Annotated in this window: 17 protein-coding genes and 1 riboswitch; of the genes, 10 read left to right on the top strand and 7 right to left on the bottom strand. The window is 60.3% G+C overall.

Annotated features, from left to right (window positions below; genetic code table 11):
• Window positions 1-302: 302 nt before the first annotated feature.
• Complete coding sequence (locus RY831_RS02240) at window positions 303-887, bottom strand: TetR/AcrR family transcriptional regulator (protein ID WP_326504702.1); 585 nt, start codon at window positions 885-887, stop codon at window positions 303-305.
• 151 nt (window positions 888-1,038) lie between these two features.
• On the opposite strand from RY831_RS02240, the gene RY831_RS02235 reads away from it, so the two are divergent.
• The 4 genes from RY831_RS02235 to RY831_RS02220 all read left to right on the top strand — a co-directional run bounded on the left by RY831_RS02235 (window position 1,039) and on the right by RY831_RS02220 (window position 4,622).
• Window positions 1,039-1,800: an SDR family NAD(P)-dependent oxidoreductase gene (locus RY831_RS02235; RefSeq protein ID WP_326504701.1), complete on the top strand. Its 762-nt coding sequence runs from the start codon at window positions 1,039-1,041 to the stop codon at window positions 1,798-1,800.
• 61 nt (window positions 1,801-1,861) lie between these two features.
• Window positions 1,862-2,827 carry an SDR family NAD(P)-dependent oxidoreductase gene (locus tag RY831_RS02230; protein ID WP_326504700.1) on the top strand — a complete coding sequence of 322 codons (966 nt, stop codon included), beginning with the start codon at window positions 1,862-1,864 and terminating at the stop codon, window positions 2,825-2,827.
• Window positions 2,828-3,317: 490 nt separating this feature from the next.
• Window positions 3,318-3,725: an SRPBCC family protein gene (locus tag RY831_RS02225; RefSeq protein WP_326504699.1), complete on the top strand. Its 408-nt coding sequence runs from the start codon at window positions 3,318-3,320 to the stop codon at window positions 3,723-3,725.
• Window positions 3,726-3,790: 65 nt separating this feature from the next.
• A riboswitch (FMN riboswitch) is annotated at window positions 3,791-3,957 on the top strand.
• Window positions 3,958-4,127: 170 nt separating this feature from the next.
• The gene (locus tag RY831_RS02220) at window positions 4,128-4,622 is read left to right on the top strand and encodes a 6,7-dimethyl-8-ribityllumazine synthase (RefSeq protein WP_326504698.1); all 495 of its coding nucleotides are present in this window, start codon (window positions 4,128-4,130) and stop codon (window positions 4,620-4,622) included.
• A gap of 92 nt (window positions 4,623-4,714) precedes the next feature.
• Here RY831_RS02220 and RY831_RS02215 read toward each other — a convergent pair whose 3' ends face one another.
• Together RY831_RS02215 and RY831_RS02210 are read right to left on the bottom strand one after the other, a co-directional pair.
• On the bottom strand, window positions 4,715-4,948 hold the full coding sequence (locus RY831_RS02215; RefSeq protein ID WP_326504697.1) for a DUF3565 domain-containing protein: 234 nt from the start codon (window positions 4,946-4,948) through the stop codon (window positions 4,715-4,717).
• Window positions 4,945-5,322: a hypothetical protein gene (locus RY831_RS02210; protein ID WP_326504696.1), complete on the bottom strand. Its 378-nt coding sequence runs from the start codon at window positions 5,320-5,322 to the stop codon at window positions 4,945-4,947. The genes RY831_RS02215 and RY831_RS02210 overlap by 4 nt, the downstream gene beginning before the upstream one ends.
• On the opposite strand from RY831_RS02210, the gene RY831_RS02205 reads away from it, so the two are divergent.
• Window positions 5,315-6,373: an AI-2E family transporter gene (locus RY831_RS02205; protein ID WP_326504695.1), complete on the top strand. Its 1,059-nt coding sequence runs from the start codon at window positions 5,315-5,317 to the stop codon at window positions 6,371-6,373. The genes RY831_RS02210 and RY831_RS02205 overlap by 8 nt on opposite strands.
• Window positions 6,374-6,502: 129 nt before the next feature.
• The gene (locus RY831_RS02200) at window positions 6,503-6,955 is read left to right on the top strand and encodes an Hsp20 family protein (protein WP_326504694.1); all 453 of its coding nucleotides are present in this window, start codon (window positions 6,503-6,505) and stop codon (window positions 6,953-6,955) included.
• A 142-nt stretch (window positions 6,956-7,097) separates the two neighbouring features.
• Here RY831_RS02200 and RY831_RS02195 read toward each other — a convergent pair whose 3' ends face one another.
• The 4 genes from RY831_RS02195 to RY831_RS02180 form a co-directional block, all read right to left on the bottom strand.
• Window positions 7,098-7,523: an OsmC family protein gene (locus RY831_RS02195; protein ID WP_326504693.1), complete on the bottom strand. Its 426-nt coding sequence runs from the start codon at window positions 7,521-7,523 to the stop codon at window positions 7,098-7,100.
• Between the two features lie 103 nt (window positions 7,524-7,626).
• Window positions 7,627-7,842, bottom strand: coding sequence for a hypothetical protein (locus RY831_RS02190; protein WP_326504692.1), 216 nt, complete (start codon window positions 7,840-7,842; stop codon window positions 7,627-7,629).
• A 121-nt stretch (window positions 7,843-7,963) separates the two neighbouring features.
• Complete coding sequence (locus RY831_RS02185) at window positions 7,964-8,773, bottom strand: alpha/beta hydrolase family protein (RefSeq protein ID WP_326504691.1); 810 nt, start codon at window positions 8,771-8,773, stop codon at window positions 7,964-7,966.
• Window positions 8,760-9,926, bottom strand: coding sequence for a DUF3182 family protein (locus RY831_RS02180; RefSeq protein ID WP_326504690.1), 1,167 nt, complete (start codon window positions 9,924-9,926; stop codon window positions 8,760-8,762). Before RY831_RS02180 ends, RY831_RS02185 begins: the two co-directional genes overlap by 14 nt.
• A 225-nt stretch (window positions 9,927-10,151) precedes the next feature.
• Between RY831_RS02180 and RY831_RS02175 the strand changes: the two genes are divergently transcribed.
• The 4 genes from RY831_RS02175 to RY831_RS02160 all read left to right on the top strand — a co-directional run bounded on the left by RY831_RS02175 (window position 10,152) and on the right by RY831_RS02160 (window position 14,488).
• On the top strand, window positions 10,152-10,790 hold the full coding sequence (locus RY831_RS02175) for a biliverdin-producing heme oxygenase (RefSeq protein ID WP_326504689.1): 639 nt from the start codon (window positions 10,152-10,154) through the stop codon (window positions 10,788-10,790).
• A 210-nt stretch (window positions 10,791-11,000) separates the two neighbouring features.
• Window positions 11,001-13,253 carry an ATP-binding protein gene (locus tag RY831_RS02170; protein WP_326504688.1) on the top strand — a complete coding sequence of 751 codons (2,253 nt, stop codon included), beginning with the start codon at window positions 11,001-11,003 and terminating at the stop codon, window positions 13,251-13,253.
• Between the two features lie 71 nt (window positions 13,254-13,324).
• The gene (locus tag RY831_RS02165; protein ID WP_326504687.1) at window positions 13,325-13,780 is read left to right on the top strand and encodes a response regulator; all 456 of its coding nucleotides are present in this window, start codon (window positions 13,325-13,327) and stop codon (window positions 13,778-13,780) included.
• 273 nt (window positions 13,781-14,053) lie between these two features.
• On the top strand, window positions 14,054-14,488 hold the full coding sequence (locus RY831_RS02160; RefSeq protein WP_326504686.1) for an EAL domain-containing protein: 435 nt from the start codon (window positions 14,054-14,056) through the stop codon (window positions 14,486-14,488).
• The last annotated feature ends 65 nt before the right edge of the window (window positions 14,489-14,553 follow it).

Raw genomic sequence — 14,553 nt, 5'->3', positions numbered from 1 at the left:
AAGGCGGTTTTGAATAAAGCGCCGAGGGCTGAAACACTGCGCTGGCTGATCGCACATTGCCAGGGTCTTGATATCTGGCGACGTCGGACTCGTTTGGATTGTTTGGTCAGCGCAATCGTTGTTGTAGGGTTTCTTCGTTTTATCCCGACACGGCCGAGGGCTATGGTGCTTGCATTACTCAATGCAGGAAGCACTCGTCATGAGTGCATGCGGCGATGACTCGCTCGTGTCGGTGAGAGGATTGATGGTGAGTCACGGCGCTTGCATGCAGACGCCGGCTGCTACTTCAAGGTCCGACACGCCTAACGGCCAGGCCATGTGGAAAGCGCTTGTTCAGCCACCGCCTCCAGCATAGCGCGGCTGAAGCCGGCTTTGGCCTGCACGGCCATGCCGTGGGTAACCGCCATCACAAATGCCGCAAGCGCCTCAGGCTTTGCCGTCTCCGGCAAGTCGCCTTCGGCCTTTGCCCGTTCGAAGCGTTCGCGAAGCAGTGCCTCGCCTGCCGCGCGAAAGTCGATCAAGGCTTGCCGCACCGGCTCGGCTTCATCCGATCCTGCCAAGGCCCCATTGATCCCGAGGCATCCTGAATGGGCGGGAAAACGCGTATTGAGTTCAATTGAGCCATGCAGGAAGTGTGCAGCAACCTCACGTGCCGTTGGCAACTGAAGTGCTTTCGGAATGAAGTCCGAGTACCGCTCATGGTAGCGCTTCAAGGCTTGTTTGAAGAGCGCTTCCTTGTTGCCGAATGCCGCATAGAGCGCAGGTCGCTCCACGCCCGCAGCCTGGGTAAGGTCGACATAGGAAGTCCCCTCGTAACCCTTGCGCCAAAAGACGCATAGCACCGCGTCCAGCGCTTTTTCGACATCAAATTCGCGGTGGCGTCCCATCAGCCCAACCTTTCCATAATGGATGTTACGAAAACTGTTGACAACTCGTTCCGGAATTATATACTGCTCGTTATCGTAACGTATGTTACGAAAAGCGCCGCTGTTTGCGTGTGGCGCCTATTGCCTTTTAATAAAACATAGGACGGATTTCATGTCGAACTTATCACTGAAGGGGAAGGTTGCCCTTGTTACCGGCGGTTCGCGGGGCCTTGGTGCTGCGACGGCCGAAGCGCTTGCCGACCAGGGAGCGGATGTTGCAATCAGCTACGTCGCATCGGCCGAGAAGGCTGAGGCCGTGGTAGCGAAGCTGAAGGCGAAAGGCGTCCGCGCTCTGGCGATCCAGAGCGATCAGGCCGACATGACCGCCGCCAAATCGCTGGTCGACAAGGTGGTGGCGCACTTTGGCAAGCTCGACATTCTTGTCAACAACGCGGCGATCGCCGTGCAAGGGAAGGCGGTCGACGACCCTGAGCTTGACACTGTCAATCTCGATCGCCAGTGGCAGATCAACGTCATGGGCACGGTGGCGACCACGCGGGCTGCGGCGCCGGTGCTGTCCGACGGCGGCCGGATCATCTTCATAGGCTCCCTTCTCGGCAACCGGGTTCCGTTCGCCGGCGCTGCCGACTATGCGGGCAGCAAGGCCGCTCTCATCGGATATGCGAAGGGCGTGGCACGCGACCTCGGCGGACGAAATATTACCGCCAACGTCGTTCAGCCCGGCGTCATGCCGACCGACATGTCGGCATCCGTGCTGGGCGATGACGTTCCTGAACCACTGCTGGACCTGCATCCCATCCGCCGGATCGCGACGCTCGCGGAGGTGTCGGCCACGGTCTGTTTTTTGGCGGGGCCAAATGGCGGCTATATGACCGGCGGCGTAGTCGACGTGGCTGGCGGCCTGGGAATCTGAGATCCGGAACCGGTAGCAAACGGTATCCGCCCTTACGCTCACAATTAAAGAAAGGAAAAAAATGGCCAGGAAATTTAGTGCAAAGTCGACCGCCGATCAGGTGCTGAACGGCGTTGATCTCAAGGGAAAGCGATTTCTCATCACTGGCGCATCGTCCGGCATCGGGCTCGAAGCCGCCCGTTCGCTGGTTTCTCACGGCGCTAGTGTGGTTGGTGCGGTCAGAGACCGCGGAAAAGCAGAGTTAGCCACGGCATCAGTGCGCAATGCCGCTTTGCAGGGAGGCGGCGCCTTCAAATTGATCGAGCTTGATCTGGCCTCGCTGAAAAGCGTTCGCGACTGCGCGGATCAATTGGTGGCCGACGGTGAACTGTTCGATTCCATCATTGCCAACGCCGGCGTTATGGCAACCCCGTTCGGGCGGACGGTCGACGGGTTTGAAGTCCAGTTCCAGACCAACTATCTTGGTCATTTTGCTTTGCTTAACCGGATCGAGCCACTGCTGGCCGATGAAGGTCGCCTGATAGTGCTGTCGTCCCAGGCGCATCGCGTCGCCGATGTTGATCTGGACGATCCGAATTTCGAACATCAAGCATACGACCCGTTTATTGCATATGGCCGATCGAAGACAGCCTGTTCTCTTTTCGCAGCGGAATTCGACCGTCGGCATCGTGATCGCGGAGTCCGTGCCGCTTCAGTAATGCCGGGGAATAGCTTAACGGATCTGCCCCGCCATTTTTCGAAGGACGACTTGCAGGGCCTCCTGGACACGGTCGGCAAAGCCCGCGCAGAAGCAGGTCTTCCGCCAGCGGAGTTGAAAGAAATCCCTCAGGCCGCAGCCACGTCGGTTTGGGCTGCCGTCGTGGCTGACAAGGACGAAATCGGCGGCCGCTATCTGGAAGATTGCGCGGTCGCCCCCATCAATGACGCGCCCAATCCTTTCGCCGATGGCGTGAGGTCATACGCGCTCAATGCCGACACCGCCAGGCAGCTCTGGATTAGAAGCGAGAGATTGATAGGCGCGGCATAAGCTTGGAAGGGGGGACGGAAACATCGTGCCTTGTCCTGTACGGTCAACCCATTCCCCCACTCACCATCAAGACATAAATGCAGCCAGCCGAAATGCGTCTCTTCGCGCTCCTTGAGGTCGGTCGGCCCCAACACCAGGCTTGTTGATGATGCTTTGAAGCCGCGGGCGGCACGCGATATCTTTCCGGACACCCACCACCGCTCCGCCTGTTGCTTAGGGACCGGGTTGAAGAAAATATTATCAGGTTGACTTAGCCTCCCGCTTAACCACCTGGTTACCGTGCGGTCAGAGTCGCTATCGAGCCCTTCGCTCGAAAAATTTTTCCCGTTCGATGTCGATTTTCCAAAGCCTTATTCGTCGTTCCAATGCAAGGCCGGCGAAGCCCTTGGCTACGCTGGCATTTTTTGTATTTTTCAACTCATGGATGCCAACTTGGCACCTGCTCAGTTCGCCGCCATGAGTTAGCCACCATTAAAAGGAGCAAGAAGTTATGCAGATTACCGTCGAGACAACTGTTCACGCGCCCATCGAAAGAGTGTGGCAGGCTTACACCACGCCAGACGACATAGTGCAGTGGAATGCGGCTTCCGATGACTGGCACACGACTTCGGCGACTGTTGATCTTCGAACGGGCGGTGCTTTTTCGTCGCGAATGGAGGCGAAGGACGGCAGTTTCGGATTTGACTTCGCCGGCACCTATACCAACGTCATCCCGAATCGATTGATCGAGTATTCGTTCGGAGAGCGGGAGGCGAGGGTTGAATTCAATGAAAGGCCTGAAGGCGTCAACGTAAGGGTTGCATTCGATGCCGAATCAACTCATTCCGTCGAGCAGCAGCAGGCCGGGTGGCAGGCCATTCTCAATAACTTCGCGCGCCATGTTGAAGGTCGAAAGTAATGCCCTGACAAGTCGCCGGCAATGGTATTTTCCCCATGCTATAGTCTGCGCTGGCCATCAGGCCAACACGTTCTCAGGGCGGGGTGAAAGTCCCCACCGGCGGTAATGGCGCACTGCGCCTAGCCCGCGAGCGCCTGCATCATAGGCCGAGTCATCGGCCGGCAATGCAGGGTCAGCAGACCCGGTGCGATTCCGGGGCCGACGGTCATAGTCCGGATGAAAGAGGACGGGATCCTTGTCCGTTTCGAAACGGCATGGGGAGCATTGCGCTCGCCGGAAGGCACTTCGCCGCTGTTGCGCGCCTGTGCCTGCCAGCGCGTGCCATGTCTTCGCTGCCCTATCCGCCGGCATTTGCCATCCCGTGCGCCCTATTTATTTTTTCTCGTAAATAGGAGCTTAAGAATGTCCACATCCACATCATCATCGGCAGGCCGCATTGCCTTCATCCAGGCTTGCTGGCACCGCGACATCGTCGACCGCTGCCGCGACTCCTTCACCGCCGAAATCCAGAAGCTCGGGTTCCCGGGCGATGCCATCGACTTCTTCGAAGTGCCCGGTGCCTATGAAATTCCGCTGCACGCGAAAATCCTCGCGCAAAGCGGCAACTACGAAGGCATCGTGGCCGCAGGCCTGGTGGTCGACGGCGGCATCTACCGTCATGAATTCGTCGCCCAGGCCGTCATTTCCGGCCTGATGCAGGTGCAGCTGGAAACCCAGGTACCGGTATTTTCCGCCGTGCTTACGCCGCATCATTTCCATGCCGGCGAGGAACACCACCAGTTCTTTAGCAATCACTTCGTGGTGAAAGGCGCGGAAGCGGCGCATGCCTGCGCCGCGACAGTGGGCAAGCTGCGCGCGTTGCGCGGCGAGCCGACTGCATTGGCCGCTGCGGCCTGAGTACAACCGTACACCGAGCGCTAATCCCGCCCGGTGTACGCTTGCTTGAAGCACGCGTACAAAGTTATAAAACTTTGCCGCCAGTCGTCACGCTACGATGATTGCCGTACGGCACGAGGGCGCGCATCCGGAGGCGCACCCGTATCGCACTTCCTGCAATCCAGCGTACGTCCCAGTGCCTGTTTCCTCCCATTGTCGGTTACCACCCATGGCCGGTTGAACCAGGGCGGATCATGACGCACATGCTGATTGTGCCCACATTCGAGCTGGGCTACCCAATGCTGTTCATGGTCCTGATGAAAGCCGGTGATGCGGCGCCGGGTCATGCCTCTTCTCCTTTCATTTCTTCCCATGCTGCCGTGCTTCGCAAATATTGCAGCGGCGTTGTTGCATTTTTTTCCATGGCTGCCGGTTGAAGCTCGTCAGGCGCAGCATGATTTTGAACTGCGTTTCGAAAATAGCATGTGGAAGGCGAGATTGGGGCACTGGGGCCGACGGCAATGCCAGTGTCCGGAGCCGAACCATGGCTAAATGCTGCCGATAGGCAGAGTGCATGATTCCTGCTTAAACGATGCATGGTGTCGATTTTGCCCTGCTTATAACGATAGGAAAGAGTGGAGAAGAAGTTTTGCCCTATTCGTTTAACATGGCATAACTTGCATTTCATTCTTACAATAATTTCCGGGATAACAATGAACAACCCACAACTACAGCAGAAAACCTTTTACATCCTGCTGGTTGCCGTTTCCATTGCATTCGTGTGGATCTTGCTTCCGTTTTACGGAGCGGTGTTCTGGGCGGCCGTGCTGTCCATTCTGTTCGCGCCGTTCTACCGTCGACTGCTCTCCGCGATGAAGCACCGCCGGAACATGGCAGCCTTGGCCACGCTCGCGCTTACCCTGGTGATTGTGTTCCTGCCCCTGACGCTGATCACGGGATCGCTGGTGCGGGAAGGCAGCGCCATCTATGAGCGCATACGTTCCGGCCAGCTGGACTTCGGCGCCTACTTCCAGCAGGCGATCAATGCGATGCCGTCATGGATGGTCGGCTGGCTCGACCGCTTCGGCCTGGGCGACATCGGCTCCCTGTTCGATCGCCTGTCCACCGCGGTCGCGCAGGGCAGCCAGGTGATCGCCACCCAGGCGCTGAGCATCGGCCAGAACACCTTCGACTTCCTGGTGAGCTTCAGCATCATGCTTTACCTGCTGTTCTTCCTGCTGCGCGACGGCGCGCTGCTGTCGGCGCGCATCAAGCAGGCCATTCCGCTGAGCGCGGAACACAAGCGCAGCCTGCTCGGCAAGTTCACGACCGTGATCCGCGCCACCGTCAAGGGCAACATCGCCGTCGCGGCGACCCAGGGCGCGCTCGGGGGCCTCATGTTCTGGTTCCTCGGCATCCAGGGGCCGATCCTGTGGGGCACGCTGATGGCCTTTCTGTCGCTGCTGCCCGCGGTGGGCGCGGCCTTGATCTGGGCGCCGGTAGCCATATTCTTCCTGCTGACCGGCGCCATCTGGCAAGGCGTGACACTGATCGTATTCGGGGTGGTGGTGATCGGACTGGTCGACAACATCCTGCGCCCCCTGCTGGTCGGCAAGGACACACAGATGCCCGACTACGTGGTGCTCGTATCCACGCTCGGCGGCATGGGGCTGTTCGGCCTCAACGGCTTCGTGATCGGGCCGGTGATCGCGGCGATGTTCATCGCGGTCTGGGATCTGTTCTCCTCGGCCAAGGAAGAGCACGTCAACTGAAAACCGGGGGGTGAAAAAATCCTGAAAAAAATCTCTTGAAACGCATTTGGGCGATCCCTATATCGGAACCAGCGGATGCTCAACGGAGGTCCGCCAACCCTATATCGCTTACTTATGAGGATATTGAAAATGCGTACATACGATTTCACCCCCCTTTATCGCTCGGCCATCGGCTTCGACCGTCTCGCACACCTGTTTGACGAGGCAGCGCGCGCAGATGCGCAGCCGAGCTATCCGCCGTACAACATCGAACTCGTCGGCGAAGACAAATACCGCATCACCATGGCTGTCGCCGGCTTCGATCGCTCCGAACTGGAGATCGAAACCGAGCGCGATCAGCTGAAGATCGTCGGTCGCAAGCAGAAGGACGAGACCAAGCGCACCTTCCTGCACCGCGGCATCGCATCGCGCGATTTCGAGCACCGCTTCCAGCTGGCCGACCATGTGAAGGTCGTCGGCGCCAAGCTCGACAACGGCTTGCTCAACATCGAACTGGTGCGCGTGATTCCCGAATCGCTCAAGCCGCGCAAGATCGAAATCGGTGGCGACAACGTACAGCTGCTGCAGACAGAAGCAGCCTGATGAGACGATCGCATAGCGCGTAGCGCGTCGATCGCACACAAATGAAAACGCCGGAAGCCGCATGGCTTCCGGCGTTTTTTCATGTCGCCGTCTTTAAGTCCGGTCTTCGCTGGCGCCGCATCCGCAGGCAGCGGATTGCGAGTCAAGACTCCAGCTTGGCATTCATCGTGATGGTCGCATTCAGCACCTTCGATACCGGGCAGCCTGCCTTGGCCTTGTTGGCGGCCTCATCGAAAGCCTTCTGGTCGGCGCCCGGAATCTTCGCCACCAGGTCGAGATGAATGGCGGTGATGGCGAAGCCGCCCTCCACCTTGTCGAGGGTCACGGCGGCGGTGGTCGCGAGGTTCTCTGCGGTCATTCCGGCTTCGCCGAGCTGTGCCGACAGCGCCATCGTGAAGCAGCCGGCATGCGCCGCCGCGATCAATTCTTCGGGGTTGGTGCCGGGACCGTTCTCGAAGCGCGTGTTGAAGCCGTATTGGGTATCCGACAAGATGCCGCTCTGGGTCGAGATGCTGCCCTTGCCGTCTTTCAGGCCTCCGGTCCATTGGGCCGATGCGGTACGTTTCATTGATTGTTCTCCTTTGGATGAATGGACGCGGCGCGGCGCGCCGGCCCTGCTTTGAAATATGTAAAGCTTGTGAAGACTTCAGCAGGCGCGGCTTGCCGCCGCATCAGGCACGCTTCCTTTTTTTCCGCTTGGGTGCGGACGGTGGCGTCATCGAGGCGAGCCACAGCTCGCCCATCTGCTTCGACGCTTTCGTGATCGCCGTCGACGCCTGCCGCTTCGCCTGCGCCGAAGCCCTGCCTCGTGCCGAACCAAGCACCGCGTTGGCGCCGCTCAGCCACATGCTGAGAAAGGGGTTTTTGCTGGTCCAGGGATTTTTCATTGCCTTGCCTTCCCACAACGCGTGCCGATGCACAAAGCATTTTGGACTACCGCAGCGCACAAGGGTGCCTGCCCTTCGATGAAAAGGGCGGCGGCTTGCGGAACATCAAATTCCTGGAATATCAGCCCGGTGTTGGCGGCGCCTCGGGCAGGGTGCCGGCAGGCATTGTCGTGGTCTGGCCTGCTTGTTCGCCGCCGCGCTCGCCCAGCACCATTTCCGTCATCCAGCTCACCAGCAATGCCGTGTAGGCACGCTGTGAGCTCTGCTCCGACAAGCCATGGTCGGCACCCTTGATCACGCGGTAAGTCATGGAGCGCGGTTCGGCGCAGGCTTCCAGGTAACTCGAAATGACGGCATGCGGAATGATGTTGTCGCGCTCGGATTCGACGATCAGCACGTCGCCGCGGAACTCGGCGCAGGCGCGCAAGGCCCGGTTCTCTTCCGCCGACACCAGCGTCTGGCGGTAGGCGCCGAGATCCTGGCCCTTGTGCAGGTCGAGCTTCGGCATTTCCCAGTTGCTGTCCCGGTACAGCGCCGGCACGCGCAGCGCCAGCCATTTCACTGGCCGCAGGGAGGTCAGGATGGCGGCCAAGTAGCCGCCGTAGCTGCTGCCTACCACGGCGATGGCATCCGGATCGACATCGCGCTGGCCGGCCAGCATGTCATAGGCGGCCAGCACGTCGTTCAGGCTGTTTTCGCGCGACACCGTGCCCTGCTGCGGCCGGGTGCCGGCATGGCCGCGCAGGTCGAAGGTCAGGCAGATGCAGCCGAGCGCCGCGATTTCCCGCGCGCGCGCCAGGTACTGTTCCTGGCTTCCTCCCCAGCCATGGACGAACAGCACGCCGGGAATCTTGGTGCTCGGCGCCACGATGGTGCCGTCGATGCTTTCATCGCCGACGGGAATGCGTATCGTATGGTCATGAATGGTCATAGGCTTTCGATATTGCGTATTTCGTGATCCTGCCGACGCGCTCGTCATCGCCCTGGAAATACAGGACGGCGCCGGCGGGGACTTGCGCCTCGTGTCCGTAGAACTCGAAGGTCGAGGCCTTCACTGCCTGCAGCGAAGGATCGGCATCGAATGCTTCCAGCGCCGCCACCTCCGCCCCGCTGGCGCCGCCGACCCGCCAGGACTGCTCGAGGACGCCGGAACGCCACTTTCCTCCATCATCGACGCCCTGGGCGATGTCATAGTTGCTGCGGGATGCAAACAATTTCGGAAAGCAGCTCATGGCCGCGGCATGATAGGTGCATGCCTGCGATATGGCGGTGCGCACGTCGGGCTCCAGCGTCAATGCCAGCAGCTCCTCGAAGCCGCCGCGCACCACCGTCAGGTCGGAGCCGCCGTAGACTTCCTCGCCGCGATGGTTGCGCGTCAGCCGCTGTTCCCCGTGGTACGTCGCCAGATGGCGGCCTATATTGACCTGCCCGACGCTCAAGGTCACGACCTTGGAAAGATTGCACTCCAGAACCACGCCGTCGCGCTCGAATTCCTCTGGCTGGATGGAATGCAGCAGGTCGTCGAGTTCGTGCACGGTGCGCACCACCCATTGCCCCAAGCCGCCCACGCCGCTGGGCTTCTTGAGCCGCACCGCGCCGCGCGCCAGCAGGCGCGATCCGGCGTCGCGCGCATCATGCAGGTTGAAGGCGGAATAGCCGGGCAGCACCACTTCCTGCACCTTGCTGCCGAATCCCGGCGACCAGCCTTCCGGCGCCGGCGAGAGCGGACCGGGCAGCATGTGGGTGATGGTCTTGGTGGCGACGAAGGCGTGGGGCACGACGCCGCCGAACAGGTCATGCTCGCAGCGGATGCCGGCATCCTGTATCCGCTCGCAATCGATCAGCGTGTCGCTGGGCAAAAAATACACGGGGGCGCCATAATTGCGGCCGCTTTCGAATTCTCCGGCAAAGTCGCATCCTTTCAGCACGGCAATGCGCCGCGCAACTTCCGCATGGGTGGCGATTTCATGCCCGGCTGCCATGCCGTCGGCCTTTTCCGGCATCGTGGCCACCACCTTGTGCATCGCTTCTGGAAGAGCCTGGCCGGACCTTCCTGTATCCCTCTCCGGGTGCAATCTGTTCATGTCTTGCCCTTGCTTGCCGGCGAACCGCATGGCGGCCGCGCGGCGGGTTTGAAAGTTGGCGTGCAAGCGGCGCAATGCCGACTCGCCGGCACCATCAAGCAAGAAGTTTGCCGCAGGCGGGGTACTGTGTTCGGCTCACGACAATAGTACAATGTGCCTTCGTTGGCGGATGATTCAATCCGGCAAGAAAGACGCCGCATTGCGTCATCCACAACCTTGAATTGCATGATTAATAAGCTGATTGCCATTGAAGCATTGCGCGCCGCAACCCGGGATGCGCATGAGCGTCTGGAACACGACCTGCAGGTCGCCCGTCCGGATGCAAGCCGTGACGATTACCTGCATTACCTGCAGGATCTGCGCGGTTGGATGCTGCCCTTCGATGCCGCCTTGTGGAGCGCTGCATGGCCGGCGGCGATGGAAGCCCAGGCCCGCGCCGGCAAGCTCGACTGGATCGACTGCGACCTGCGGGCGGCAGGCATGTCGCAGGATGCAATTCATGCTCTGCCGGAGGCAGGATTTACACCGGACCTGGCCACGCTGCCTGCCAGGTTCGGTATCGCGTACGTGATCGAGGGTGCACAGCTGGGCACCAAGGTGCTGGCGAAAGCGCTTGCGCCCAAGCTTGCGCCATGGTCGCCGCGCTGGCTGGCCGGCTATGGCGAGAGCAACGCGAAAAAGTGGCGAACCTTTGTCGAATGCCTGGAAAGCAGCCTCGCATCGATGGAAGCGCAACGGGTCGCGGCCATGGCAGCAGCGGATGCCTTCGCATCGCTGGCGGACTGGTTCGCTCAGCGCCGGCAAGCGCGCCTTGAAGGCGTGCCGGGGGCAGCCGTCGCAGTTCAATCCCAAGCTATGGCATGACAGGTGACACCGATGGATTCATTCAAACGGCAGCGAGCAGGCTCAACAACTGGAACGACGGGAATCGATGGCACGGCTACCGACCCGTTGAAGGCAGGTGCGGCCCGGCCATTCGCAACACGACGAGGCGTCACCGCATGCAACGGACTGGGACAGGGATTGGTCTCATGCCTGACTACCGTTCGAATCACTGTTTGACCGCGAAAGCAAATGGATACAGCAAACACCGATCTGCCCCAGGTTGACCTGTCGATATGCGACCGGGAAGCGATCCGCATTCCAGGGAGCATACAGCCGCACGGCTTTCTGATCGCAATGGATGGCATCGACGGCCGGATCGTGCAGGTCAGCGACAACATTTCGGAACTGACAGGCAAAAATCCCGCCGACGTGGTCGGCCTTGCGCTCGCCGATGCGCTGGGAGCGGAATGCGAGATGCAGGTCCGCACGGGACTTCAGGAGCAGGTGCTGTCGGCGCAGCCGGCCTATCTCGGCACGCTCGAACCCATGGACGGGCTGTATGTCGATGTGCTCGCCCATGCGCACGACGGGCTGATCATCCTCGAACTGGAAAAAGTGGGCCGCAGGGCGCAGGCCGACTTCCGCCTGCTGTATCCGTTGATCAGCAACTTCCTGACGAAACTGGGCGACACCGCCACGGTATCGGCGATGAGCGTGCTGGCGGCCAATGAAATCAAGCGCGTGACCGGTTTCGGACGGGTGCTGGTCTACCGTTTCGATGAAGACGGACACGGCCATGTGCTGGCCGAAGCGCTAGACCCCGGCTATCACTCCTACATGAACCAGCGCTTCCCGGCATCCGACGTGCCGCGCCAGGCGCGGGATCTGTACCTGGCCAATCGCATCCGCCTGATCGTCGATGCCGATTACCTGCCTTCTCGGCTGTATCCGGAATCCAATCCGCGTTCCGGCCAGCCTACCGACCTCAGCTTCGCCTCGCTGCGCAGCGTCTCGCCGGTGCACCTGCAATACATGCGCAACATGGGTACGCTGGCATCGATGTCGATTTCCATCGTGGTCAAGGGCCGCCTGTGGGGACTGATTTCCTGCCATAACGCCGATCCCTGCTTCGTGCCCTTCGAAGTCCGCGCGGCTTGCGAGCAGCTGACCCAGATCCTGGCGCTGCGCGTCGAGTCGCGCGAAGACGGAGACGAATACAATGCGCGGCTGGACCTGCGCCATCTGGTCGTGTCCATGCTTGCCGGCCTGACGCAGGGACCTGACCTGGTCGACAACATGAAGAGCATTGCGCCGCAGCTGCTGCGCTTCGCCAGCGCGTCCGGCGCGGCGCTGTCCTTCGAAAGCCGGCTGGTCTGCATGGGCGATACGCCGCCGGAAGCCAAGGTGCGCGAGCTCATTGAATGGCTGAGCGCGAATGCACACGACGACCTGTATCACACCAACGCACTGAGCACCGTCTTTCCCGGCGGCGCCGACATCAAGCGCAATGCCAGCGGCATCCTGGCGCTGCCGATTTCGCGCATCCACAACCATTACCTGATCTGGTTCCGGCCGGAAGTCATCCAGACCGTCGACTGGGCCGGCAATCCGCATCTCAAGCATGACAGCGGCGCGCCGGCGCGGCAGCTGACGCCGCGCATGAGCTTCGACATCTGGCGCGAGACCGTGCACGGCACCAGCATCGCCTGGCGTTCCAGCGAAATCGAGATCGCGATGGAATTCCGCACCGCGCTGCTCGGCATCGTCCTGGAACGCGCTGAGCAGATGGCCGAGCTGGCCGAAGAGCTGGGCAGGGCCAACAAGGAACTCGAAGCCTTCTCCTATTCGGTGTCGCATGACCTGCGCGCGCCGTTGCGGCACATCGTGGGCTTCAGCGACCTGCTGCTCGAGTTCGAGGGCGCCGACGCTCCCGAGCGCCGCATCCGATTCCTGAAGAACATCAAGGATTCGGCGCGCTTTGCCGGCAAGCTGGTCGACGACCTGCTCAGCTTCTCGCAGATGGGCAGGGCCTCGCTGCGCCCCTGTGAAATCAACATGAACGACATGTTCAATGCAGCCCGCGAAAAACTGCAGCTGGAGACCGGCGCGCGGCAGATCGAATGGCGCATCGATGCGCTTCCGGTGGTGGAAGCCGATCCCAATTTCCTGCAGCTCGCCGTGTACAACCTTTTGTCCAATGCGGTAAAGTACACACGGTTGCGGGAGAAAGCGACGATCCATGTCAGCGGCGAGAGCAACGAGGCCGAACATGTATTTCATGTGCAGGACAACGGCGTGGGCTTCAACATGGAATACGTGCACAAGCTGTTCGGCGTATTCCAGCGCCTGCACCGGATGGAGGATTTCCAGGGTACCGGCATCGGCCTCGCCAATGTGCGCCGCATCGTGGAGCGCCATGGCGGCCGCGTCTGGGCAGAAAGCGTCGTGGATCAGGGTGCGAGATTCTCCTTTGCCCTTCCAAGAAGAATTGTGCTTGAGTAGAAAGTAGAAAGCATCGAAAGCAAAAGTGCCGGCGTCCACCGGCTCATTGATTGACGAAACGAGTATTGCCCATGTTAAAGCCGATTCTTCTAGTGGAAGACAACCCGAACGACCTGGAGCTGACGCTGATCGCGCTCGAGAAGAGCCAGCTGGCCAATGAAGTCATCGTCGTGCGGGATGGCGCCGAAGCTCTGGATTATCTGAACTGCGAAGGCAGCTTCCGCAACCGCCCGGCCGGCAATCCCGCGGTCATCCTGCTCGACCTGAAACTGCCGAAGGTGGACGGGCTGGAAGTCCTGCGGCATATCCGGGGAACGCCCAGCCTCAAGAGCGCGCCGGTGGTGATGCTGACCTCTTCGCGGGAAGAACAGGATCTGCTGCGCAGCTATGAACTGGGTGTCAATGCCTACGTCGTCAAGCCGGTGGATTTCCAGGAATTCGTGCGCGCGATCTCCGACCTGGGGGTTTTCTGGGCGGTGCTCAATGAACCGCCGCCGGGCTCGGCGCGCTATGTGCGGCGCAAATAATATCGATCCCGCGTATCATCGCACCCGCTCTTTCGACGTGAAACAGGCGCGAATCGACTTCGCGCCTTGATCAGGATTCAAGCGTATTCAAACTTCGGACATCCGTTTTCGGAAGTCCATTCATCAGGCCGCAGACCTCGTCGATTCCGCTTCCGTCGACCTTGTCTTCTTCCTGCTTTACTCGCCCTGCCGAAGCCTTTGCCACGGGAAGACTCATGTCTCCCGGTTCGCACGGGCCAAGACGTGCCGCACGGATCATGACCGCAATGCCGATTGGGCCTGCCGCTGCGCAGCTTCGCCGTTGAAATCACGGAAGGCATACTGCTCAATGCGATTAGCAATGTTGTGGAGGTGCTGGACCATTATCGCGATGGCGGCATCCAGGTGGCACTGGATGACTTCGGCACCGGTTATTCTTCGCTCGCCTATCTCAAGCGCTTCCATATCGACTACCTTAAGATCGACCAGAGCTTCGTAAGGGACATCGACGTAAACGAAGGAAGCCGGGCCATCGCGGAGTCGATGATTGTGATGGCTCACAGACTTGGGTTGAAGGTCATTGCCGAAGGCGTGGAAAACGCCGAACAGGAAGCCGTACTGCGGACGGCCGGATGTGACTTCGCGCAGGGCTTTTTATTTTCCAAAGCCTTGCCACCGGCTGATTTTACAAGCTTGCTCCGACGCGGATTTCCACCTGCCCGCTGCTGACCCAAGCCGGAAATGCTTGATGACGTCCAGACAGGCCCGTTGCCGGGAACAACCTCCGCAGCCCG

The organism is Noviherbaspirillum album (assembly GCF_035916955.1).
Lineage (GTDB): Bacteria > Pseudomonadota > Gammaproteobacteria > Burkholderiales > Burkholderiaceae_D > Noviherbaspirillum > Noviherbaspirillum album.
The sequence above is the reverse complement of the archived record's forward strand: the minus strand, read 5'-3'. Positions and strand labels throughout refer to the sequence as shown.